Genomic DNA, 22,199 nt, shown 5'->3' with positions numbered 1-22,199 from the left:
TCGTTCTGGATGGCGGGCGCGATTATGCCTGCTGCCGCTGGCCCGCCGCTGTAGGTGAATCTTCCCGGCAGGCAGCCTCCGCGGGCTTCGCTACACTGACCCCAGAACGATAAGCGCCCCAGGGCGCCATGGAGGAGACCATGAAGACCCCCCTGCTGGTGGCCGCAGCGGCCGTGCTCCTGCTGGCCGGCTGCAGCCGGTCCGACGAGCGCAGCGACGGCGGCGGCCCGGCCACCCCGCCGGCCGATCTGGTGCTCAAGGCCGAGACGGCCCTGCCGCCCGGCCAGTCCGGCTTCGTCTCCCTGGCCGGCCAGTTGCGCGGCCTGCTCACCGGCAACCCCGGCGACTACGGCGAACATGTCGACGACCAGCGCCTGCTGTACTGGAGCTTCGACGCCAAGCCCGGGGTTCTCGGCACCCGGCCGGGCACCCCGTTGGTGCCCAGGCAGGGCGTGGAGATCTATCGCGATGCCTACGGCGTGCCGATCGTCTACGCCGGCAACGTGCGCGACGGCTGGTATGGCGTGGGCTACGCCGTGGCGCAGGACCGCCTGTTCCTGATGGACGCCGTGCGCCGCATGGGCGTGGGCAACTTCTCCGAGCTGACCGGCTGCGGCAGCGTGCCGGCCGACATCCAGCAGCGCACCCTCACCTACACCGATGCCGAGTACCAGGCGATGTTCGAGGCCGGCTCGCAGGATTCGAAGGACGCGGTGCTGGGCTACGTCGACGGAGCCAACGCCTGGCGCGAGCAGGCCCTGGCCAACCCGGCACTGCTGCCGGCCGAGTACGCACTGCTGACCACGCTGCCGGCCGAGTTCACCGTGCGCGACGTGCTGGCCGCCGGCGTCTACATCACGCGCTTCGTCGCCAGCGAGGGCGGCAACGAGTTCCTCAACATCCGCATGCTGCGGCAGCTGGAAGCCGAGTACGGCTCCCGCGACGAGGCCTACAAGGCCTTCCAGGACATGACCTGGCTGGAAGATCCCAAGGCCGTCACCACCGTGCCGCGCGGCTCGGGCACCTTCTCCAACCAGGCCGAACCCGCCGCCGGCCGCGAGGCCGTGTTCCGCCAGATGGCCGACTGGGCGCTGACGCTGCCCGAGACGCTGTGGAAGGGGCCGGGCACCGGGCATGCCGCCACGCCCTTTCCCTGCGCGCTGCCGCTGGCGCCGCCGAGCCTGCCCGGCGGCCTCGGCGCCTCCGGCAAGGTGGTGTATCCGAAGGCCGGCGCCAGGCCGGCGAAGCTCACGGCGGCGCAGAAGAACAAGGCCGCCGCCGCCCGTGCCGTCACCCGCAAGGTGATCGCCTCCCTGCAGGAGCTGCGCGCCCACCTGCACGGCGGCAGCATGGCCTACGCGCTGGCGCCCTCGCGCACCCGCGACGGCGGCACGCTGATGGTCAGCGGCCCGCAGCTCGGCTACACCTACCCGACGCTGCTGGTGGAATTCGAGCTGCATGCCGGCGACTACCACTCGCGCGGCTCCTCGGTGCCGCTGCTGCCGGCGGTGGGCATCGGCTACAGCGAGCATGCCGCCTGGGGCCTGACTACCGGCTACAGCAAGACCATCGACTCCTTCATCGAGACCACCTGCTCCACCGCGCAGCAGGCCGCCGGCACCTGCAAGGCCGACCAGTACTTCCACGACGGCCAGTGGAAGGACCTGAGTTGCCGCGACGAAACCGTGCGCTACCGCGCCGCGGCGCAGGGCATTCCCGCGGGTCCGGCGATCCTCAGCGCGCCGGCCCGCATCTGCCGCAGCGTCCATGGTCCCATCGTGGCGCGCGACGACGCGGCGGGGCTGGCGCGCAGCGTCCAGTACGCCATGGCCGGCCGCGAGATCGAGACCATCGAGGGAGTCACCCAATGGTCCCGCGCCAGGAGCTTCGCCGAGTTCAAGGCCGCCACCGCCAAGGTCACCTGGAACGAAAACGTCACCGTCGCCACGCGCGACGGCCACATCGCCTACTTCCATCCCGGCCTGTTCCCGCGCCGCCATCCGGACACCGACATGCGCCTGCCGACGCCCGGCACCGGCGCCTACGACTTCGGCGCCAACCTCGCCTTCTCCGAACTGCCCCAGGTGGTGGACCCGCCCCAGGGCTATCTCGCCAACTGGAACAACAAGCCCGCCTTCGGCTGGCTCGACGGCGAGGGCCTGGGCAGCACCTCGCGCCCTGGCGGCGCCGGCCAGCGCGTCACCAGCATCCTGGAACTGCTCGCCACGCGCAGCGACTGGAGCTACGCGGACCTGCGCGGCATCGACCGTCACCACGGCATCCGCGACCACCGCGCGCGCGAGTACCTGCCGCTGCTGGCCAGCTTCCGCAGCACCGCCGCCGCGCAGCTCAGCGACGCGCAGAAGGCCGTACTCGACCAGGTGCTGGCCTGGAACGGCGACGCCTTCGGTCCGACGCAGGACGTGGAGTCGGCGGACGCGCGCGACGGCGTGCCGCAGACCCTGTTCGGCGAGATCGTCACCGGTCTGCGCGACGAGCTGTTCGGCGGCCTGCGCGACAACATCCTCGACACCGGCGTGCCGGACCCCGATCCGAACAACCCGGATGCCGAGGCCGGCCTGACGGTCTACGGCCGCGTCGCCGGCGTCGGCAGCCACGTCTTCGACCAGAGCGTGATGGACAACCTCGTGCTGCGCGTGCTGAAGCCGGAAAGCTCGGGGCTTGCGCTGCGCCGCGACTACACCGGCGGCCGCGGGCGCGATGCGGTGATGCTGGCGGCGCTGGACCGCGCCATGGCGGCGCTGGCCGCGCAGTACAACGGCGGCATGCCGCTGGCCGTGGCCGACCTGCCCAAGTGCACGCGCATCCATCCGCGCTCGGAAATCTGTTCGCTGTCCGGCGTGATCGGGCCGGGCTCCGACACGATCCCGGGTACGAGCTGCGTGACCATGCCTTACGAGGATCGCGGTTCCTGGGTGCACCGCGTGGGCTACGAGAAGCCCTAGAAGGGCGGCCGAGGCCTAAAGGCCGATCCGCCCGAAGGCTTCGTCCAGCCGCTCCTGCAGGCGCTGCGAGAACTTGCCGCGCAGGATTTCGCGCTCACTGGGCGAATAGCGGAGATAGTCCTGCTGGAACTCCGGCATGCCGGATTCCCAGCCTTTGCAGGGCAGCAGGCCACGCCTGACGACTTCGCCGCTGGCCACGTCGATGCGCAGCACATCGGCGAGCGTATAGGTACAGGAGAACTTGGCGCCGAACACGCTGCGGCGATAGATGCCGTAGCCGGGGATCATATGGCTGGCATGCGGATCGCCGGCGCCCGGCGTGGCGCGGCTGAGCACGACCAGCATGGTGTAGCCCTGCTGCCGCCCCATCTCCCGCAGCGCTGCGACGTCGAGGCCGGCATATTCGGCCCGCGGGCCGGAGTCCCGCTGGTAGCGCGCCTCCACGCCGCCAGCGCCCAGCTTGATCGGGCCGGCGGTGTATCCGCGCTGGCGCAGGGCGGACAGCAGATGCTCGCGACCCTGATCATCCAGACCCCAGTCGGGAACCGGCGCATCGCGGTTTTCGTTGGTGAACACGGTGGCGCCGACGAACACCGTGTGGAGCGTGTCGCCGAGCAGGGAAACCACGCCGACCCGGCTGGCGGAAGGGACGGGTGCTTCCGGTGTGCTGGCGCAGCTGGCCAGCGTGACGACGAGAAGCAGGGTGGCAATCCTGAACCGGCGAGAGATCATGCGAACCTCCAGGGATGGCGGTGGCGGAAGGGCATCCCGCCATCTTAGCGCGCTCGACGGGACCGCCGGCCTCGTATTCGCTGGGGCGGAGCTTGCTCTGCGTGGTCTTTCCAAAGCTCGGAGCTGGCCGGATCGAGCAGGATCGCATGTCCGGATTCCATCCAAGTTCCGCTGCCATCGGCGCCGCCACGCTGCGCGCAACGCATCTGTTGCTGGATGAGGCCCCCTGGGCGCTGGAGGATCGTTTCGCGCTGCGGCTGCCTGGCCTGCCTGGAGGAGGCGCCCTGCGTGGTGCACTGTCCCGCCTGCAGCAGGAGTTCGCGTGGCGCCGGGACAAGGACTAGCAGGTGGGCATCGCCTCGCCGGCCGGTCTGCATTTCATGCCCGCCGACTTCGCGCGGCGGCGGACCGATGCCTGAACCACCGATGATTGTCGGCGACGTCCTACACCGTCTCCGCCATTCCCCGAGCCGGCAGTGTTGTCCTGAGAACTGACGCACACTGCCGCAGGCGGGAAGTAGTTTTTGTCTACTACAAGAACGCGAGCCATTCTCAGCACACTTCCCCATCGACAGGGAACAGGGAGTTCGCCGTGCCAGAGCGTTTGCAGGCCAGCAACGGGATGCAGCACATCGAAGCCGATCTGGAACTGCCGGCGCGTTTGCGCATCCAGGCCTGGCGACGCCTGCTGCTGACGGGCGTCAGCCTGGTTCCACCGCTGCTGATCCTGGCCGGATTGCTGAGCCAGTTCGACCGCCTCGGCTGGAGCCACGGCTTCGCCGTCGCCAGTGGCCTGATCCTGGCCGCGGCCTTCTTCGCCCTGTCGGCGCAGATCCGCAGCCTCGCCTCCATCGAGATCGACGGCGAGGGCCTGTCGCAATCCTTCCTGGGCCTGACGGGTTTCCGCCGCCGGCAGCTGCGCTGGGAAAACGTCCGGCAGGTGTCCTACGAGCGCGGCTGGTACCGCTTCCACGGCAGTGACGGACGGCCGCTGCTGCTCGCCGCGATGCTGCTGCCCGACGCCCAGGTGGCGGTCCATGCCCTGCGCCTGTTCATGCCGCAGCGCCTGCTCGCGCAACTGGGCCTGCACCGGCGCTGAGGGCGGCGGCAACGGTCACCGCTTCGGACGATACCGCAGCGGTGGCGCGGGCCCTAGGCTGTGCGGGAGCACCCGCCCGGGAAACCTCATGTCCGACACCCGCCCGAGTTCCACCGCCCTCGGCGCCGCCATGATGCGTGCCGCGCACCTGCTGCTGGACCAGGCGCCCTGGCTGCTGGAGGACCCGCTGGCGCTGCCCCTGTCCGGCCTGTCCGGCGAGGGGGCCCTGCGCGGTGCCGTGGCCAGGCTGCAGGCGGAGTTCGCCCAGCGCAGCGACGAGGACTTCGCCGCGGTGATCCTGCGCGACCTGCGCGCCACCATCCTGCTGCGCAACCGCTATGCCGAGGACGAACTCGAACGCGCCATGGCGCAGGGCTTGCGCCAGTACGTGATGCTCGGCGCCGGCCTGGATTCCTTCGCGCTGCGCCGGCCCGACCTCGCCGCGCGGCTCGACATCTTCGAGCTGGACCTGCCGGCGACGCAGGATTGGAAGCGCCAGCGCCTGCAGCAGCTCGGCCTCGCGCTGCCGCGCTCGCTGCACTTCGTCCCGGCCGACCTCGAGCGCCGGACGCCGCTGCAGGCCCTGGCCGGCAGCGCCTTCCGTCCGGGTGAACGTGCCTTCTTCTCCTGGCTTGGCGTCACCAGCTACCTGAGCGAAGCCGCCGTGTACGGAACACTGCGCGGCCTGGCTGCCCTCGCGCCGGGCAGCGCCGTGGTCTTCAGCTATGGGCTGCAGGAATCGCTGGTGGGCGAGACCGGGCGACGCATCGGCGCGGTGCTGAAGGCTGGCGTCGCGGCACGCCACGAGTCCGCTGCCCACGACGGCTTCGATCCCGCCGCGCTGTCGGAGCGCCTGCGCGGCCTGGGCTACTCCAGCCTGGAGAGCCTGGACGTCGCGGCGGCCCAGGCGCGCTACTTCAGCCAGCGCCGCGACGGGCTGCAGTCGCCGCCGATGACGCAGATGATGCGGGGCGTGGTGTAGGCCTGCGCGAAATCAGGCCGCCGCGGCGCGCACCAGCGCCCGGGTGTCGATCCACTCCAGGACCGGTCCCATGCAGCGGAGATAGACGTACCCGCCGAGCGAGATGCCCAGCGATGCGTGGAGATGGAAGGCTCCCACCGAATGCCCGAGCGCCAGCGGCAGCGCGATGATTCCGATGCTGCAGTAGAGGAGGAGCACGAGAACCTTGTTGGGCAGGGAGCCCGGCACGGCCGCAGGCCCCTGATGGCGCAGCTGCCGCCAGCAGGTCGCGCTGCAGCCGATGACCAGCGAGCAGAACAGGCCGACGCCGAAGCGCTCGAGGGCCGAAGGGGCTCCCGCGCCCGCCACCGCCAGGGCAATGATGCAGAGAGTGACGTACACCGCGGCGGCGGTGTACTGGAGGATGTTGGGGGCAGGATCGTGGTTCACGTAGGGCTCCGGCAGGCGCATCCGCGCAGCGACATACTGCGCGCGAAACCGGCGGCATGCCAGTGCGCCGCGGGGTCGCCGCCGTCAGCGCTGCTGCGATTTTTGCCAGGCCCGCTGCCGCCGCGCCGCGCGCCGCATGAACGGCGTGAACGCCGCCAGGTCCAGCAGGCGTTCGTTGAGCCAGTGCCAGGGCGGATGGAGCGGGCGCGCGAAGTCCACGAACAGCACCGCGCGCTGGCCGCCGGTGTCGTTCCAGACCTCGTGATTGAAGCTGTCGTCGAAGATCAGCGCCTCGCCTTCGCGCCAATGGCAGATGCGATCCCCGACCCGGATCGAGCAGCGCTCGGCGGGCTCCGGCACCTGCAGCGCCAGGTGCAGGCGCAGCACGCCGTTGTAGGCGCCGCGATGCGGCGGGATGTGCTTGCCCGGGGCCAGGATGCTGAAGAAGGCCGTGCGCAGGCCCGGCACCCCGCGGAGCGCCGCCATCGTCGCCGGGCAGCGCGCGGCGTTCCGGCGGCAGTCCATGCCGGGCGCGGCGAGGAAGAAGGTCTTCCAGCGGCAGTCCCGCTGGATGGTGCGCACTTCCTCCAGGATATCCTGGAAGTTCGGCAGCTCCTGCGCCCCCGACATCACCGCCTCCAGCTCCCGGCGGATGCCGGGCGCCCGTGCCTGCAGGGCCGCCACCCAGGGAAAGTCCGCGTTGTCGTAGACCGCCGGATCACCCTGCCGCGAGACGCGCGCCACGCCGCTTTCCAGCCAGGCCTGAAGCCGGTAGCCGAACGCTCCCAGCCGCGTGCGGGGCGGCACGAGGGTCTGCGCCCGCGTACGCAGCGCGGGATCGGCGGAGTGCCGGACCTGGGTGTCATCCATGACGGTTCCTTCGCGGCTCGAGGGGCCAGCTTCGGCGCCGGCGCCTGAATCGCGGCTGAAGGCCGGCGCGGTGGAGAACTTTGACCCATCCGCTTCTGGCGAACCCGCTCCGGCGCTAACCTGTGGCGGCTGCTGCGAGTCCGGGGAGGGACCGTCATGGGCGAGGCTTCGGGGGGAAGGCTGCAGGGCTGGCCGCTGTTCTGGCTGATCACGGCGGCGTTGACGGCGATGAGCGCCGCCATGCTGGCATTGCAGCCGGGAGAGGAAGGCGTGCGCATGGTGATCCGCGCCACGGCCCGCAGCTCGCTGCTGCTGTTCGCGCTGGCCTTCTCGGCTTCCGCGCTGCGGCGGCTGTGGCCGGGCGGCTTCACCGCCTGGCTGCTGCGCAACCGCCGCTACCTCGGCGTGTCCTTCGCCGCTTCGCATGCCATCCACCTGGCCGCCATCGTCGCCTTCGCGCGCATCGATCCGTCGGAGTTCGGCGAGATCTCGCCGCTGGCCAACCGTATCGTCGCCGGCCTGGCCTACGTCTTCATCCTCGCCATGGCCGCCACCTCCTTCGACCGCATGGTGGCCTGGCTGGGTGCGCGCCGCTGGAAGCTGCTGCACACGGTGGGCGCACACTACGTGTGGCTGATCTTCCTGCTGTCCTTCGCCAAGCGCGTACCACAGGGCAGCGCTTATGCGCTGGGCGCGGCGCTGCTGCTGGGCGTGATGGGCCTGCGCCTGTGGGCGCGCCGCGGCGGCGGGGCCGCGGCCGCCTAGGAACATGGCGCCGGTTCAGTGCCGGGTCGCCCGGCGTTCCCGCTTGACCTCGTACATCTTCGCGTCGGCGCGCTTCAGCAAACCCTCGGGATCGGACTCGCCCGGCTGAGAGCCCACCACGCCGATGCTGGCGCCCGCGTAGTCGATCGGCACGCCGGCGCTGACGTAGCGTCCGCGGATCAGCTCCTGCAACCGTCCCTGCAGGTCGCCGCCGGCCGCCGTGGGCGCCACCACCACGAACTCGTCGCCGCCGTAGCGGGCCACCAGGTCGCTGACGCGGATGCCGTCGGCCAGCCGCCTCGCGACCTGCGACAGGAAGCGGTCGCCCGTCTCGTGGCCGTGCCGGTCGTTGATCGTCTTGAAGCCGTCCAGGTCGATGAAGGCCACCTGCAGCGTCGTGCCCTCGCGCTGGGCCTGTCCCAGGCGGCGCTGCAGCTCCTGCACCAGGGCGCGCCGGTTGGCCACGCCCGTCAGCGGGTCCACCAGCGCGTGGCTGGCCAGCTCCGCGTTGCTGCGGCGCAGCCTGTCCACCAGCCGCTCGCGTTCCATCTGGTGCGAGATCAGCCGCGCGAACATGCCCAGCACCTTCACCGTCTCCGGTGCCACCGCCACCGTGGAGGCGCTGGCGGCGCAGAGCGTGCCGTAGAGCTGCCCGTCGAGCTGGCGCACCGGCTGGCTCAGGTAGGTGCGGATACCCAGGGCGCGCGCCGCATCCGAGTCGCCCCAGCACTCCGCGACGTTGTCGGTGTAGCAGCGCCCCTCGTCGAGCGCGCGCTTGCACAGCGTGTCGCCCCAGGGCACATCCAGGCCCTCCGGAATCTGCATCTGGCGCGTGTTGCGCGCGTAGAGCACATGCTGCACGCCATGGGCTTCATCGACCGTGGTCAGGTAGGTCGACTCCATGCCGGTGATGGTTTCGAGCAGTTCCAGCAGCGGGCGGGTCAGGCTTTCCAGGTCGTTGGCGCCGGAAACCGATTCCGCCAGGCGGTTGAGCAGTTGTTCTTCCATGTCTTCTTGGATTTATGGCACAGCCGCGGACCCGCGGGCAACGGCTGCCGCCGCTCCCCGCCCTCAGTGCACCAGGGCTTCCAGGCCCGCCGCCATATGCGGCAGCGAGGGCATGTCGTGCAGGGCGGCATCCTCCAGGTCCAGCGAGCGCAGGCGCGCCGCCACCACCACCGGCAGCTGCGAAGGCGGGCTGCGGCGCCATTCGAATTCGCCGGCCACCCAGGCTCCCAGCGCCACCAGCGGGCCCAGTTTCGCCTCCCGGCCTTCCGGAGCGCCCTGGGACTCGCGCAGCGCCGCCACCATGGGCGGCGGGAAGTTCCAGCGTTCGGCCAGCGCCGCCGTCACGTCCACGTAGGTGAAGCCCAGCCGGCTGCGCTCGGTGCCGGTGCGCCCCTCGTCGTAGAACGGACAGAGCGAGTCCAGCGCCGCCATTTCCTCGCGCATCACGCTGGCTGCCAGCGGCTCGCCCAGGGCCCGCATCAGGCCCACGGCGAAGGCCGTCTCGGCGTCGGCGCGCGTGGCCCGCGCCAGGTGCCTGGCCGCCACGGCCGAATGCAGGCTGTAGCGCCAGAAGGCCTGCGCCGGAAACTGCGCGGGAAAGCGGATGGCGCCGGACAGGCCCACCGACATCACCAGGTTGCGTGTCGCATGGCTGCCCACGAAGACCACCGCGTCCTGCAGCCGCGTGACCGTCGCCGGCCGGTGGTAGAAGGCGGAATTCGCCAGGCGCAGCAGCTTGGCCGACAGCACCGGGTCCGCGCCCACCAGCCGAGCCACGCGATCCACGTCCGTTTCCGGCTTGTCGAACTCCACCATCAGGTCCCGGATCGCCTTGGGCACGGTGGGCAGGTTGTTGACGTGGTCCAGCAGGCTTTGCGCGTCGGCAATGGCCATGGGCATCTCCGGATTCAGGGCTATCCGGAGGGATAGCGGCGGTTTCTGCCGCGGCTTGAGGGACCGGGGGTTTTTTATCCAGGGCCTGTGCATCCAGACAGCGTCGGCCCATCTTGACGGTATCGCCGCGGCGATGGAGCCTATGGGCGCCTTTCCGGCCGCAAGACAACAACAAGAGTTTCGGGGAGATGGATCATGCGTGGACTGTTCGCCGCGGCAGCCCTGCTGCTGGCGTGGCCCTGCCATGCCGCCTGGGACGACCAGGTGGTGCTCGTGTCCCCCGATCCCGGACAGTGCCGTTTCTGGCAGCTGTCCCGGGCGGCGGACTTCAGCCGCAACGACCTTTCCCTGGACTGGGCCCTGGTCGACGAACTGGCCCTGGACGCGGGCGGCGAGCAGGCCATGGCGATCGCCGTGGACCAGTGGGACCCGGCCCGGGGCGCTCCCACCGCGGGAAGCCGGAACCAGGCGACCGCCGTCTACTGCAGCATCGCCACGCGAGAGCCCGCGCCGCCCGCCAGGCCCAAGGGTGGCCGGAAGGGCAGGGCGGAGGCGGTGCTCCAGGGCGCCCACATCTCCGGGATCGCCTGCTACCGCCGCCAGGGGGCCGGGAAGATCGAGACCGTGTTCGGGCGGCGCAGCCAGCAGGCCGTGCGTGACGGCGCCGTGCGCTACACCCATGAGTGCAGCGAGGGCTGCGGGCAGGCGCCACTCCCGCGCATCCACGAGCTGAGCATGGACGACGGCCCGGAGAACCCGGCCCACGAGAAGGACCTCAACGCCTTCTACCAGGCCTGCCGGCGCCGCTAGCGCGTAGTCCCGCGCTCCAGCGCCGCCGCCATCTGCGCGCCGAACAGGAACACCGCGGCCGAGAAGTACAGCCACATCAGGATCACGGCCAGCGAGCCGGCGGCGCCGAAGGAGTCGGCCGTGCCGGCCCGGGCCAGGTAGAGGCCGAACACCCGCTTGCCCAACGAGAACAGCAGCGCCGCAACGAAGGCGCCGCGCAGCACGCCGTGCCAGGACGGCCGGATGTCCGGCAGTTCCCGCATCAGCACGGCGAAGGCGAGCGTCATCAGGGCCAGCGCGACCAGCGTGCGCAGGACGGCCAGCGCCCCGTAGGAGCCGCCGGCCCGGAGCAGGTCCAGCACAATGCCCAGCGCGGCATCCGCCACCAGCAGCACCAGCAGCAGGAAGCCCAGTCCCATCACCAGGCCGAAGGACAGCAGCCGGGCGCGCAGCAGCGACAACAGGTCCTGCAGCAGCGGGGCATCCGGCTCGCGGATGCTCCAGACCTGGTTCAGCGCCATGCGCAGCTGCGAGAACGTGGCGGAGGCTCCCAGCACGATGGCGCCGAGCGAGGCCAGCGCCACGGCGCCGGAGTTGCCGGTCCTCCAGGCATTGGAGACCATGGTCTGGATGATCGAGGCGCCATCACGGCCCATCAGTCCCGCGATCTCCGCGTACAGCCGGCCTTCGGCCGCCTCCCGCCCGAGCACCGCGCCGGCCACGGCGATGACGATCACCAGGGTCGGAGCCAGCGAGAACGCGGTATAGAAAGCCAAGGCCGCCGCCTGGGTGGCGCTGCGGTCCGCGCTCCAGCGGCCGCCGGCCTCCTTGAGGGCGCCAAGCCATCGCCGCGCCGGTTCCCGCATGGGACTGGCCGGCGCTGCCGGATGCCGTCTAACGGTGCAGCGCGCCGCCTACCGCGACCGGACGCTGCAGCGTCGGCACCGCAGGCGCACGCCGCGGACCGGCCGCTTCGGCGATGACGGAAATCGTCTCCACCAGCTCGCCGCGCAGCACGATGGGTCCATGGCCGTAGTTCATCCAGCCTTCCGCCGCCGTCCAGTCCGCCATCAGCGCCTGCAGCCGCCGCAGGTGCTTGAGCAGGGCCAGGTTCGGCTGGCGCTCGTAGATCTGCCGGCAGATCGCCGCCGCACGCAGCAAGGTCGGCGCTCCCGCGCCCGGCTCGGCCTTGGCGAAGCGGTAGAGTTCCTGGCACAGCGCGAGGGTCGGGTTTTCGTCCATGAAAAACTCCCAGGGGTCAGGCGGGCGGCCCGGATCACCGCCATCCCTGGCGCCGGTGCCGCAGGCCTGCACTGTCGGCCGGTTCCGCTGAACTCCAACTTAACGACCGCGGGTCGGGGCGCTAGGATGCCGGCTTCATGGGAACCCTCCGGCATATCTTCATCGCCCCGGCGCCTGGCGCGCCGATGGTGGAACTGGCGCAGGCCGAGGCCATCGCGGGACGCGGCCTGCGTGGCGACCGCTATGCCGACGAAGCCCACCGGCAGGCGCCGGACGGCCAGCTCACGCTGATCGAGCTGGAAAGCATCGAGGCCTATGCCGAGGCCAGCGGCCAGGCCATGGCCCCGCACGAACCGCGCCGCAACCTCGTCACCCGCGGGGTGCGGCTCAACGAACTCCGCGGCCGGCGGTTCCGCGTCGGCGAACTGGAGCTGGAAGGGGTGGAACTCTGCGAGCCCTGTGCGCTGTTCGGCCAGCGCACGCAGGTCGAGGCCGTCCGCTTCTTCGTGCATCGCGGTGGCCTGCGCTGCCGCATCGTCAAGGGTGGCGTCCTGAAGCGGGGCGATGCGGTGGTGGCCTTGTCGTGAGCGCCGGCCTTGCCGCGCACGCCGGCCTCTTTCTCTCCGCGTTCCTCGCCGCCACGATCCTGCCGGCGCAGTCCGAGGCTGTGCTGGTGGGCCTGCTGCTGGCCGGCTATGCGCCCTGGACACTGCTGCTGGTGGCCACGGCCGGCAACGTGCTGGGTTCGGGCGTCAACTGGCTGCTGGGCCGCGGCCTGGCTGGGGCCTCCTCGCGCTGGGCGCCGCGGCAGGGGCCGATGCTGGAGCGCGCGCAAGGCTGGTACCGCCGTTACGGACGCTGGTCCCTGCTGCTGAGCTGGGTGCCCGTCATCGGGGATCCGCTCACCGTGGCGGCGGGCATGCTGCGCGAGCCGCTGCCGGTGTTCCTGCTGCTGGTCACGGTGGCCAAGCTGGGGCGCTATCTGGTGCTGGCGGCGCTGACGCTCTAGGGCCTGTTAACACTACGGCCGTCGCAGCGACGGCCGTAGTGTTAACAGGCCCTAGGGAAGCTCTGAAAAAGTTGCCGTTCGCCCTGAGCCCGTCGAAGGGTATGCGGTAACGAATGGACTGGCCTTTGGAGAAGGTCCGCCCATGCTTCGACAGGCTCGGCAGGAACGGACTTTTTCAGAAGTTCCCTAGCGCTTGCCGGGCGGCAGCGTCCGGCCCTTCGGGCCGTAAGCGGGCGGCGCGTAGAAATTCAGGGTCCGCAGCAGCGTGCGTCCGGTATTGCGGATCTCGTGCGTATCGCCGTGCTCGATCAGCAGCAGCGATCCGGCCTTGAGCCGCAGGGTCCGCTCACCCACCCGCGCCTTGCCGCTGCCGCTGACCACGTAGAGCCATTGGTCGGCGCCGCGATGGCGGTTGTTCTCGTCGCCTTCGGCATCTCCCGGCGGAATCACCATCTCCGCCGCTTCCGCACGGGCATTGCGGATGGCGACACGGAATCCCTTCCTGAAACGCAGTACCTTGTGCTGGCTGGGCATGGCGTCGTGCTCCTTGAACCCGGAGCTTGATAGCGCAGCGCGCCTGAATCGCGGATTTACGGAGCAGGCCCCCGCGTCTGCGCCGTGATCCTGCGCTCGTCGTAGAACACGAAGAGCCGCGAACTGCCCTCCGTCAGCCGCACGCCGTTGACCACCATTTCCTTGCGTCCGGGCATCCGCAGCGGGTAGAACTCCATCTGTCCGCTGGTGCCGAAGCTGGCCTCCTGCAGCAGTGCCAGTGCAAAGTCCCTCAGGGCCTCGCGCGAGGAGAAGTCCAGGTTGATGCAGTGCCGGTCCGCATCGAAGTGCGCGTGCATGCAGTGCGTCTCGTCCTGCAGCACCGCGGCGGAAGGCGTGGCGCTGTCCCCTTCGCGGAGCACGATGGTTTCGGACTTCCGGGGCATGGCAGCGACCTCCGCGCGTGAACGGGGGGCAGCATACCCGAGTGCCGTCCGCCGGGATCGTCATAGAATTGCCGCATGCTGCTGATCCTCCTTCCCGGGCTGGCCTACCGCCGCGCGGTCCTTTCCGGCCCCGCCGCCGCACACTGGCCCCGGACAGCCGCGATCCATCGCGGCCTGGCATCGCCGCCGCGCGTGGGCCTGCCGGGCCTGGCGCTGATGCTGCGCTACATGGCCTGGAGCCGCGCGCTGTACCAGGCGCTCCGCGAGTCCGGCATGGAGCCGCAGGCCGCGGGGCAGGCCGTGCGCGACGTCAACTGGAGCATCTTCGGCCCGGGCATCGGCGTGGCCTTCAGCATCTCGCGCCTGCGCGGCATCGAGCCCCTGCCGCGCGTGCGCCTGGTGACCGACCTTCTGTTCGCGCTGCTGTTCACGCGTCCCTTCCGGCGCCGTCGGGTGGCCGACGGCGCGAACGTCAGCTTCGAGGTCACCTCGTGTCCGCTGGCGGATTACTTCAAGGCCCAGGGCCTGCCGCAGCTCACGCACCATGCCGCCTGCAGCCTGGATTTCCTGATGGCGCGCGACTGGGGCGTGACGCTGAGCCGCGAGCGCACCATCGCCGGCGGCCATCCGCTCTGTGACTTCCGCTTCCACCCGCCTTAGAGCTTAGAATCCGCCGCTTTTCCACCCGAAGCCCGACATGAGCCTGCCGTCCTTCCTGCAGAAACTGCGCGAATCCCCCGACACCCTGGAGTTCGCCGACACCATCGCCGCCATCGAGGCGACGTATGCCTACACGCCCACCGCCTTCCGCAACGGCGAGGTGGAGAATGCCGCCGGCCAGAACGGCGGCTCCTGCAAGATCTTCTCCTTCGCCAGGCTGCAGGGTTTCAGCGAGGCCGAGACGCTGGCCTGCTTCGGGCGCTACTACCGCGAGGACGTGCTGCAGCACCCGGACGCCGCGGACCACCAGAACATCCGCAACTTCATGCGCAGCGGCTGGGCCGGCGTGTCCTTCGCCGGCGAGGCCCTGAAGCCGCTCTGAGCGGGCCGGGAATCCGTTCGTGCCGGGCCTGCCCAGGCACGGCTGGATTCCCTTCAGCTCCGCAGACCGAAATACCGGCTCGGCGGCGCGCCCAGCGCGCGGCGGAACATGCTGGTGAAGGCGGCCGGGCTGTCGTAGCCCAGGTCCAGCGCCACGGTCGTCACCGCCTCTCCCGCCGCCAGCCGCGGCAGTGCCGCGAACAGGCAGGCCTGCTGCCGCCACGCCGCGAAGCTCATGCCGGTCTGCTCGCGGAACAGCCGCGTGAAGGCGCGGCGGCTCATGTCCATCGACTCCGCCCACTGGTCGATGCTGTCGTGCGGCGTCGGCTGGTCCAGCAGTTGCCGGCAGCGCTTCGCCAGGCGCTGGTCGCGCGGGAAGGGCAGGGACAGCGGCAGCACCGGCAGCCGCGTCATCTCCTGCTGCAGCAAGGCCATCAGCAGTCCGTCGCGGCCCTGCGGATCGTATTCCAGCGGTATGTCGATGGACTCGCGCAGCAGCTCGCGCAAGAGCGGCGACATGCCCAGCACCTGGCAGCGGTCCGGCAGGCCCGGAATCGCATCCGGCCAGACGAAGGCGCTGTGCGTCTCCATCGGGCCCATGGTCATGTGCACGCTGTGCACCTCGCCGGCGGGCAGCCACACCGCCTGCTCCGGCGGCACCACCCAGGCGCCATGCTCGGTCACCACCATCATCACCCCGGTGGCGCCGTACAGCAGCTGCGAGCGCCGGTGCGAATGCGGCTGCACCACGTGGCCCGCCGCGTAGCGGTTGCCGATCGCCACCACGGCGCTGGCCACCTTGTCGTACAGCGGCAGGTAATGGACATCCCACATCTGTTGGCCCGATCTCGATGAAAGCGTGCCCATGCACGCAAGCGGGACAGATCATAGCGCGTAATCTGCCGCGCCATCGTCGGGAGTGCTCCTGCTTCCGGCCCGATACGGAGTTTTCCATGCGTGACATCGCCGCCGCGCCGCCGGCGCAGCCCTCTGCCGAAGGCACCGCCTTCGGCATCATCGCCGCGATCAGCTTCTGCCATCTGCTCAACGACATGATGCAGTCGCTGCTGCCCTCGATCTATCCGATCCTGAAGGACTCGCACGGTCTCACGTTCGGCCAGATCGGCATGCTCACCTTCGTCTACCAGGTCACCGCCTCGCTGCTGCAGCCGATGATCGGCCACTACACCGACCGCAAGCCGCAGCCCTACTCGCTGGTAGTGGGCATGGGCTTCACGCTGGTGGGCCTGCTGGGCCTGGCCTACGCCAGCGGCTTCGCCGCGCTGCTGGTGGCGGCGGCGCTGGTGGGGACCGGCTCCTCGGTGTTCCATCCGGAATCCTCGCGCGTGGCGCGCATGGCCTCGGGCGGCAAGCACGGCCTGGCGCAGTCGCTGTTCCAGGTGGGCGGCAATGCCGGCTCGGCCATCGGCCCGCTGCTGGCCGCCTTCATCGTGCTGCCCTGGGGCCAGCACAGCGTTGCCTGGTTCTCGCTGTTCGCGCTGCTGGGCATGCTGCTGCTGTGGAACGTGGGCCTGTGGACCGTCCGCCACGGCTATGCGCGCCTGAAGCCGCGCGCCGCCCAGGCCGCCGTGGCCCTGGCGCCGCTGCCGCCCGGCCGCGTGATCCTGGCCGTGGGCGTGCTGCTGGCGCTGATCTTCTCCAAGTTCTTCTACATGGCCAGCATCACCAGCTACTACACCTTCTACCTGATCGAGCGTTTCGGCGTGTCGGTGCAGGCGGCGCAGCTGCACTTGTTCCTGTTCCTGGGCGCGGTGGCCGCCGGCACGCTGGCGGGCGGCCCGCTGGGCGACCGCTTCGGCCGCAAGCCGATCATCTGGGTGTCGATCCTGGGCGTGCTGCCCTTCAGCCTGCTGCTGCCGCATGCCAGCCTGTTCTGGACCAGCGTGCTGAGCGTGCCCATCGGCTTCGTGCTGGCCTCCGCCTTCCCGGCCATCGTGGTCTACGCGCAGGAGCTGCTGCCGGGCCGCACCGGCACCGTGGCCGGCCTGTTCTTCGGCTTCGCCTTCGGCATGGGTGGCGTCGGCGCCGCCGTGCTGGGCCTGCTGGCCGACGCCACCAGCATCGGCTTCGTCTACCAGGTCTGCGCGTTCCTGCCGGCCATCGGCCTGCTGACGGTGCTGCTGCCGGACACGCGGGAGGCTCGCGGCTGAGCAGCATCCGGGCGAGCGGGAATTCACTGCCGGGTCCGGTTGCCGCTCGCACGGAGCCTGCCGAAGTGCGGGCGGCAATCCCTGCTGGCCGCCCGTGATCCGGCACAGGCGACGCCATCGGGCAGCGCCAAGGCCTGCCGAGTCACCCGAAACGGTGAGGCAGGCTCACCAGCCGCGCCCTAGGATGCCGGTCATTCATTGACCATCCCCCCGCTCCGACCATGGCCTTCGCAGACTCCAACAGCGCCGAGCTCGCCTCCTGGCGCGACACCGTCACCCGCTTCCTCGCCGACGAGGTGGAGCCCCACTACGAGAAGTGGGAGAAGGCCGGCATCGTGCCGCGCGAGCTCTACGACAAGCTCGGTGCCGCCGGGCTGCTCTGCGTGGACCTGCCGGAGGAGTACGGCGGCAGCGCCGCGCCGCTGGCCTTCTCCTTCGCCATCGCCGAGGAGAGCGCGCGGCTGGGCTACATGTCGCTGACCTCCAACATGATGATGCACTCCGACATCGTCGCGCCCTACATCCTGCACCTGGGCACGGAGGCGCAGAAGCAGAAGTACCTGCCGCGCATGGCCCGCGGCCAATGCTTCGGCGCGCTGGCCATGACCGAGCCCGGCACCGGCTCCGACCTGCAGGCCATCCGCACCAGCGCCGTGCCCGATGGCGACGGCTGGCGCCTCAACGGTTCCAAGACCTTCATCACCAACGGACAGCATGCCGGCGTGGTGATCGTCGCCGCCAAGACCGATGCGAAGGCCGGCGCCAAGGGCATGACCCTGTTCCTGGTGGACACCGGCCAGCCCGGCTTCCGCCGCGGCCGCAACCTGGAAAAGATCGGCATGCATGCCGCCGACACCTCCGAGCTGTTCTTCGACGACGTCCGCCTCGGGCCCGACGCCGTGCTGGGCCGCCTGGGCGGCGGCTTCGGCCACCTGATCGACGAACTGCCGCGCGAGCGCCTGATGCTGGCCGTGGCCGCCGTGGCGCATGCCGAGGGCGCCCTGCAGCGCACCATCGAGTACGTCACCAGCCGCAAGGCCTTCGGCCAGACGGTGGCCAGCTTCCAGAACACCCGCTTCGAGCTGGCGAAGGTCAAGACCGACATCGAGACCACGCGCGCCTTCTACGAGAAGTGCTGCCGCCTGTACGAAGAGGGCAAGCTCGACGTGCCCACCGCCGCCGTGCTCAAGCTCGCCAGCAGCGAGATGGAAGGCCGCGTGGTGGATGCCTGCCTGCAGCTCTTCGGCGGCTACGGCTACATGGCCGAGTACCCGATCTCGCGCTACTGGACCGACGCGCGCGTGCAGCGCATCTATGGCGGCACCAACGAGATCATGAAGGAAGTGATCGCGCGCTCGCTGGTCGGGCGCTGAGCGTCCGGGCGGCAAAGAATGAAGGGGCGGAGCGATCCGCCCCTTTTCTTGTCCTACCCCCGGGGCCGTCGCAGCAGCAGTGCGATCGCCAGCGCGATGCCCAGGATGAACAGGCAAAGGCCCCACATCAGCGCCTGCGCCAGGCCACCCCAACTGGCATAGGTGCCGGCGATGCCGGCGGCCCCCAGCATCAGGCCCTGGCCGCCGTTGCTCACCAGCCCCATTCGCAGCACGCCGCGCGGAAGCTCCCCGCGCCGTGCCTGTTCGATCCCTCCGTAGTAGCCCGCCAGCAGCGCCAGCGTGGAGAGCCCGTACAGCCGCAGGAACAGCATCGTCGGCTGTGGCGGAAAGCCCAGCCACTCGTACACGCTGGCGGGCGTCAGCAGCATCGGCAGCGCCGCCGCCAGGGCCGTGCCGATGATCTTGACCCACAGCAGGCGGATCACGGTGCTCACGCGCGGGCTCCGGCCCGCTGCAGGCGCAGGCGGAAGAAGTCCAGGATCTCGTCACGGGCGGCCACGGTGGGTTGCCCGGCTTCATCGATCAGGTGTGCCGTCACCACGCTGTGCGGGCTGGCCACGATCCTGGCGAAGAAGGGCGGCGGCTCGGGGTGCGCGGCGCCGTCCGGCAGCACGCGGGGCACGAAGCGCGGTCCCAGCGCCTCGCCCAGGGCCGCGAAGCGCTCGGCGCGGCAATGCCGGTCGCCGGCGAAGCGATAGGCCATCACCGTCAGGTCCTCGCGTTCCAGCCGCTCCCGCACCTGCGCCAGGTCCTCCGCCGGGATGTCGAGCGCGGCGGGCGTGTCCATCGGCATCGAGGGCTGGCAGACCACCGGCGCCACGGTGGCCGGTTCCAGCATCAGCGACAGTGCGAAGTTGCCGGTGAAGCACATGCCGATGGCGCCGACACCCGGTCCGCCGCATTCGCCGTGCGCCAGCCGCGCCAGTGCACGCAGCCAGCGCGTCACCGGGCTGCCGCCCGCCGCCAGGCCGCGGAACTCGGCGCTGATGCAGGTGCGGCGGAACACCGCCACGCCTTCCTCGGCGCCGGGCACCGCGCCGTCGCGTCCGAACAGCGAGGGCATGTACACCGTGAAGCCGGCGTCGCACACCCAGCGGGCGAAGCGCGCCACCTGCGGGCTGATCCCCGGCATCTCCGTCATCACGATCACCGCCGGACCGCTGCCGGCGACATGCACGGCCTTCTCCACGCCCTCCAGCGTGACCGGACGGCGCTCGAAGTCGTCCAGCGGATCGTCCACGTCCATCCTGCGTGCCTGGCTCATCCGGTCTCCCTGTGCGGCCGGGGCTGGTCGGCCGGTTTGTATTGCAGCGCCGGCGGGGCCAGAATGACAGTGTCCGATAAGACTCTTTTAAGGCCGAATCCGCCATGCATGATTTCACCGTCCTGGTGCTGGAAGGCGCTTACGCCAGCAGCGTGGCGCTGACGCGGGACATCCTGGCGACCGCGGACGCCGTCGCGGCCCGCGCCCGCGTGCCAGCGCCCCGCTGGCGCTTCTGCTCGCTGGAAGGCGGCATCGTGCGGCTGCAGGGCGGTCTCAGCATCGAGACCGCGCGCCTGCCGCCGCGCGCCCGCGACGACCGCTCCACCTGGGTGCTGCCCGGCCTGGGCATGGATGCTCCGCGCCTCCTGGAGGAGCGCCTGGCCCAGGGCGACGTGCGGCGGATCGCCGATGCCCTCTGGAGGCACGCCGGGTCCGGCGGCGCGGTGGCGGCATCCTGCTCGTCGGTCTTCGTGCTGCAGGCCGCGGGCCTGCTGGACGGGCGCCGCGCGACCACCACCTGGTGGCTGGCGCCGCTGCTGCAGGAACTGGAGCCGCGCTGTACCGTGGATGCGGACCGCATGGTCTGCGCGGACGGCCCCGTCACCACCGCCGGCGCCGCCTTCGCGCAGACCGACCTGATGCTGCACCTGCTGCGCCAGCGCTGCGGCGCCGCGCTGGCGGATGCCGTCTGCCGCGCCCTGCTGATCGACGGCCGCCAGGCGCAGGCGCCCTTCATCGTGCCGGAACTGCTGGCCAGTGGCGACGGCCTGGTCGCCCGGCTGGCCGCGCGCGTCGAGAAGGCCCTGCCGCATCCGCCCAGCGTCGCCGAGCTGGCGGGCGAGTTCTGCATGTCGGAACGCTCGCTGTCGCGCCACGTCCGCCGCGCCACCGGCAAGAGCACCCTGGCGCTGGTGCAGGGCGTGCGCCTGCGCCGCGCCCGCGCGCTGCTGGAAGGCAGCCGCATGAGCGTGGAGCAGGTCGCCGAGGCGGTGGGCTACCAGGACGCCACGGCCCTGCGCCGCTTGATGAAGAAGATCGCCGGTGCCAATCCCAGCCGCTACCGCAACCTGGTGGCGGCCTGACGCGAACTTCCGGCGAGCGCGCGGTCCAAGCGGACATGACAGCAGAACCCGTCCTCGAGGTCATCGCCAGCGGCGAACTCGGCCCGGTGCAGCGCCGGCAGATCCTGGCCCTGTGTTCCGCCGCCTACGATGAAGATTTCTCCGCCTACCTCGAGATGCTGGGGCCTGCCACGCACCTGCTGCTCCACGCCGGCGGCGAACTCGTAAGCCACGGTGCCTGGGTGGAGCGCGAACTGCGTGCCGGGGGATTCGACACGCTGCGCAGCGCCTACGTCGAGGCCATTGCCACCTTGCCCGCGCGGCAGGGCAGGGGCCACGGCAGCCGGGTGCTTTCGCGGATGATCCCGCTGCTCGCCGGCTACGACATCGCGGTGCTGTCGCCGTCGGTGGAGGGGTTCTACCGCCGTCTCGGCTGGGAAGCCTGGCAGGGTCCGCTGTCCTTCCGCAGCCCGGAGGGCGTGGAGGTCGCCACGCCGGAGGAGCGCGTGATGATCCACCGCCTGCCGCGTACTCCGGCGGCGCTGGACCTGCATGCTTCGCTCAGCGTGGACTGGCGGCCGCTGGAAGTCTGGTGAGCCCTCAGCGCCCCACCGGGATGCGCGCCGCCGGCGTCGGGCTGCCTTCGGAGCTGATCAGCAGCGCCTTGCCGTCCGCGGTCCAGGTCACTGCCTCGATCTGCGGATAGTCCGGCAGGTCCAGCGCACGCGGCGATTGCTGCAGCGCCTCGGCCCAGGCCTGGCCGGTGCGGCGCTCGTAGACATAGGCACGGGTCAGCGTCACCAGCGCCAGGCGGGTACCGGAGGGGTCGAAGTCCATCCCCGTCACCCAGTTGATGGCCTCCGGGTTCTGGGCTCCGGCCGGCGCGCGCGGGATCGCGATCTCGCCCAGTGCCTCGGCGATCACCAGCGGCAGCACCGGTTGCAACGGCACGCGGTACAGGCGCGGCACCGCGTCGCGCTTGCTCAGCAGGTAGATGAAGCCTTCCTGCGCATCCACCGTCACGGACTCGCAGTCGCGCGGACCATCCGGGTAAGCCATCAGAATCGTGCGCAGCGCTGCCGCGCGCAGCTCCGCGGTCGCACCGGCCGGCAGAGCGGGCTCCTCGGCGACATGGAGCGTCAGCAGCGGGCGGATGGCGCCGTTGTCGCCCACGTCCGCCAGCAGCAGTCGCGGCGCGCCATCCTCGCTGAAGGAACTCATGTCCTCCCAGTCGAGATTGATCGCGCCGCTGAGTACCAGGCTGCCGCGCAGGCGGCCGCTCTCGTCGAAGGCATAGGCTGCGGCGGGGCCGCCGCTGTCGTTGTGGCTCCAATACAGGCCTGCCTCCCGCTGCGAGCGCGCCAGCCCCGAGGATTCGGTCAGCGCCGGCGCGTCGATCCGGAATTCCCGCAGGGCGCCGCCATCCGCTTCGCTGCCACTCGAGCAGGCGGCGAGGGTGAGCAGCAGAGCCAGGCTGGACAGGCGCAGCGACAGAGTCATGGAGGTTCCCCGACGGAAAGCCCCCCAGGCTAGCGGCGGCGCTTG

General features: G+C 70.7%; 27 protein-coding genes. 14 read left to right on the top strand and 13 right to left on the bottom strand.

Going from position 1 to position 22,199, the window contains the following annotated elements; translation table 11 throughout:
• The first annotated feature begins 140 nt into the window (after positions 1-140).
• On the top strand, positions 141-2,966 hold the full coding sequence (locus C3942_RS18145) for a penicillin acylase family protein (RefSeq protein ID WP_165797526.1): 2,826 nt from the start codon (positions 141-143) through the stop codon (positions 2,964-2,966).
• Positions 2,967-2,981: 15 nt separating this feature from the next.
• Here the strand turns inward: C3942_RS18145 and C3942_RS18140 are convergent, their stop codons facing one another.
• Complete coding sequence (locus C3942_RS18140) at positions 2,982-3,698, bottom strand: hypothetical protein (RefSeq protein ID WP_104231782.1); 717 nt, start codon at positions 3,696-3,698, stop codon at positions 2,982-2,984.
• 146 nt (positions 3,699-3,844) lie between these two features.
• Between C3942_RS18140 and C3942_RS18135 the strand changes: the two genes are divergently transcribed.
• The 3 genes from C3942_RS18135 to C3942_RS18125 all read left to right on the top strand — a co-directional run bounded on the left by C3942_RS18135 (position 3,845) and on the right by C3942_RS18125 (position 5,779).
• Positions 3,845-4,042, top strand: coding sequence for a hypothetical protein (locus C3942_RS18135; RefSeq protein ID WP_104231781.1), 198 nt, complete (start codon positions 3,845-3,847; stop codon positions 4,040-4,042).
• 248 nt (positions 4,043-4,290) lie between these two features.
• Complete coding sequence (locus C3942_RS18130) at positions 4,291-4,797, top strand: hypothetical protein (RefSeq protein ID WP_133164355.1); 507 nt, start codon at positions 4,291-4,293, stop codon at positions 4,795-4,797.
• Between the two features lie 88 nt (positions 4,798-4,885).
• Positions 4,886-5,779 carry a class I SAM-dependent methyltransferase gene (locus C3942_RS18125; RefSeq protein ID WP_165797525.1) on the top strand — a complete coding sequence of 298 codons (894 nt, stop codon included), beginning with the start codon at positions 4,886-4,888 and terminating at the stop codon, positions 5,777-5,779.
• 12 nt (positions 5,780-5,791) lie between these two features.
• On the opposite strand, the gene C3942_RS18120 is transcribed toward C3942_RS18125, so the two are convergent.
• Together C3942_RS18120 and C3942_RS18115 are read right to left on the bottom strand one after the other, a co-directional pair.
• Complete coding sequence (locus C3942_RS18120) at positions 5,792-6,208, bottom strand: hypothetical protein (protein ID WP_133164354.1); 417 nt, start codon at positions 6,206-6,208, stop codon at positions 5,792-5,794.
• Between the two features lie 84 nt (positions 6,209-6,292).
• Entirely contained in the window at positions 6,293-7,078 is a 786-nt protein-coding gene (locus C3942_RS18115; protein WP_104231777.1) for an aspartyl/asparaginyl beta-hydroxylase domain-containing protein, read from the bottom strand.
• 156 nt (positions 7,079-7,234) lie between these two features.
• On the opposite strand from C3942_RS18115, the gene C3942_RS18110 reads away from it, so the two are divergent.
• The gene (locus C3942_RS18110) at positions 7,235-7,843 is read left to right on the top strand and encodes a cytochrome b family protein (RefSeq protein ID WP_104231776.1); all 609 of its coding nucleotides are present in this window, start codon (positions 7,235-7,237) and stop codon (positions 7,841-7,843) included.
• Between the two features lie 15 nt (positions 7,844-7,858).
• On the opposite strand, the gene C3942_RS18105 is transcribed toward C3942_RS18110, so the two are convergent.
• Together C3942_RS18105 and C3942_RS22415 are read right to left on the bottom strand one after the other, a co-directional pair.
• Positions 7,859-8,851 (bottom strand): sensor domain-containing diguanylate cyclase, encoded by a 993-nt coding sequence (locus C3942_RS18105; RefSeq protein ID WP_104231775.1) that lies wholly within the window; start codon positions 8,849-8,851, stop codon positions 7,859-7,861.
• 63 nt (positions 8,852-8,914) lie between these two features.
• Positions 8,915-9,745: an HDOD domain-containing protein gene (locus C3942_RS22415; protein WP_165797524.1), complete on the bottom strand. Its 831-nt coding sequence runs from the start codon at positions 9,743-9,745 to the stop codon at positions 8,915-8,917.
• A gap of 195 nt (positions 9,746-9,940) precedes the next feature.
• Here C3942_RS22415 and C3942_RS22410 point away from each other — a divergent pair, with 195 nt between their 5' ends.
• Entirely contained in the window at positions 9,941-10,555 is a 615-nt protein-coding gene (locus tag C3942_RS22410; protein ID WP_165797523.1) for a hypothetical protein, read from the top strand.
• Here the strand turns inward: C3942_RS22410 and C3942_RS18095 are convergent.
• Together C3942_RS18095 and C3942_RS18090 are read right to left on the bottom strand one after the other, a co-directional pair.
• Positions 10,552-11,400, bottom strand: a complete 849-nt coding sequence (locus tag C3942_RS18095) for a YihY/virulence factor BrkB family protein (RefSeq protein ID WP_104231773.1) — start codon at positions 11,398-11,400, stop codon at positions 10,552-10,554. The two genes, C3942_RS22410 and C3942_RS18095, sit on opposite strands and share 4 nt — an antisense overlap.
• Positions 11,401-11,428: 28 nt before the next feature.
• On the bottom strand, positions 11,429-11,776 hold the full coding sequence (locus C3942_RS18090; protein ID WP_104231772.1) for a hypothetical protein: 348 nt from the start codon (positions 11,774-11,776) through the stop codon (positions 11,429-11,431).
• 137 nt (positions 11,777-11,913) lie between these two features.
• On the opposite strand from C3942_RS18090, the gene C3942_RS18085 reads away from it, so the two are divergent.
• A complete protein-coding gene (locus C3942_RS18085; protein WP_104231771.1) occupies positions 11,914-12,363 on the top strand; it encodes an MOSC domain-containing protein in 450 nt (149 codons plus the stop codon).
• Complete coding sequence (locus C3942_RS18080; protein WP_104231770.1) at positions 12,360-12,785, top strand: YqaA family protein; 426 nt, start codon at positions 12,360-12,362, stop codon at positions 12,783-12,785. Before C3942_RS18085 ends, C3942_RS18080 begins: the two co-directional genes overlap by 4 nt.
• 186 nt (positions 12,786-12,971) lie before the next feature.
• Here the strand turns inward: C3942_RS18080 and C3942_RS18075 are convergent, their stop codons facing one another.
• Together C3942_RS18075 and C3942_RS18070 are read right to left on the bottom strand one after the other, a co-directional pair.
• Entirely contained in the window at positions 12,972-13,319 is a 348-nt protein-coding gene (locus tag C3942_RS18075) for a cupin domain-containing protein (RefSeq protein ID WP_104231769.1), read from the bottom strand.
• A 56-nt stretch (positions 13,320-13,375) separates the two neighbouring features.
• Positions 13,376-13,723: a hypothetical protein gene (locus C3942_RS18070; RefSeq protein ID WP_104231768.1), complete on the bottom strand. Its 348-nt coding sequence runs from the start codon at positions 13,721-13,723 to the stop codon at positions 13,376-13,378.
• Between the two features lie 75 nt (positions 13,724-13,798).
• Between C3942_RS18070 and C3942_RS18065 the strand changes: the two genes are divergently transcribed.
• Together C3942_RS18065 and C3942_RS18060 are read left to right on the top strand one after the other, a co-directional pair.
• Positions 13,799-14,383: an L-2-amino-thiazoline-4-carboxylic acid hydrolase gene (locus tag C3942_RS18065; protein WP_104231767.1), complete on the top strand. Its 585-nt coding sequence runs from the start codon at positions 13,799-13,801 to the stop codon at positions 14,381-14,383.
• Between the two features lie 37 nt (positions 14,384-14,420).
• Positions 14,421-14,765 carry a HopJ type III effector protein gene (locus C3942_RS18060; RefSeq protein ID WP_104231766.1) on the top strand — a complete coding sequence of 115 codons (345 nt, stop codon included), beginning with the start codon at positions 14,421-14,423 and terminating at the stop codon, positions 14,763-14,765.
• Positions 14,766-14,818: 53 nt separating this feature from the next.
• Here the strand turns inward: C3942_RS18060 and C3942_RS18055 are convergent, their stop codons facing one another.
• Positions 14,819-15,598, bottom strand: a complete 780-nt coding sequence (locus C3942_RS18055) for an AraC family transcriptional regulator (RefSeq protein WP_104231765.1) — start codon at positions 15,596-15,598, stop codon at positions 14,819-14,821.
• Between the two features lie 119 nt (positions 15,599-15,717).
• On the opposite strand from C3942_RS18055, the gene C3942_RS18050 reads away from it, so the two are divergent.
• The gene (locus C3942_RS18050) at positions 15,718-16,935 is read left to right on the top strand and encodes an MFS transporter (protein ID WP_104231764.1); all 1,218 of its coding nucleotides are present in this window, start codon (positions 15,718-15,720) and stop codon (positions 16,933-16,935) included.
• 221 nt (positions 16,936-17,156) lie between these two features.
• Complete coding sequence (locus C3942_RS18045) at positions 17,157-18,308, top strand: acyl-CoA dehydrogenase family protein (RefSeq protein WP_104231763.1); 1,152 nt, start codon at positions 17,157-17,159, stop codon at positions 18,306-18,308.
• A gap of 53 nt (positions 18,309-18,361) precedes the next feature.
• Here C3942_RS18045 and C3942_RS18040 read toward each other — a convergent pair whose 3' ends face one another.
• Positions 18,362-18,763, bottom strand: coding sequence for a hypothetical protein (locus tag C3942_RS18040; protein ID WP_104231762.1), 402 nt, complete (start codon positions 18,761-18,763; stop codon positions 18,362-18,364).
• Positions 18,760-19,593 carry a dienelactone hydrolase family protein gene (locus tag C3942_RS18035; protein WP_104231761.1) on the bottom strand — a complete coding sequence of 278 codons (834 nt, stop codon included), beginning with the start codon at positions 19,591-19,593 and terminating at the stop codon, positions 18,760-18,762. The genes C3942_RS18040 and C3942_RS18035 overlap by 4 nt, the downstream gene beginning before the upstream one ends.
• A gap of 104 nt (positions 19,594-19,697) precedes the next feature.
• On the opposite strand from C3942_RS18035, the gene C3942_RS18030 reads away from it, so the two are divergent.
• Both C3942_RS18030 and C3942_RS18025 read left to right on the top strand, forming a co-directional pair.
• Positions 19,698-20,675, top strand: coding sequence for a GlxA family transcriptional regulator (locus C3942_RS18030; protein ID WP_104231760.1), 978 nt, complete (start codon positions 19,698-19,700; stop codon positions 20,673-20,675).
• A 35-nt stretch (positions 20,676-20,710) separates the two neighbouring features.
• Positions 20,711-21,250, top strand: coding sequence for a GNAT family N-acetyltransferase (locus tag C3942_RS18025; protein WP_104231759.1), 540 nt, complete (start codon positions 20,711-20,713; stop codon positions 21,248-21,250).
• A 4-nt stretch (positions 21,251-21,254) separates the two neighbouring features.
• On the opposite strand, the gene C3942_RS18020 is transcribed toward C3942_RS18025, so the two are convergent.
• Positions 21,255-22,154, bottom strand: coding sequence for a hypothetical protein (locus tag C3942_RS18020; protein WP_104231758.1), 900 nt, complete (start codon positions 22,152-22,154; stop codon positions 21,255-21,257).
• Positions 22,155-22,199: the final 45 nt, after the last annotated feature.

This window comes from Solimonas fluminis (assembly GCF_002930645.1).
GTDB lineage: Bacteria > Pseudomonadota > Gammaproteobacteria > Nevskiales > Nevskiaceae > Solimonas_A > Solimonas_A fluminis.
Note: the sequence above shows the minus strand (reverse complement) of the source record. Positions and strands in the feature narration are given on the sequence as shown.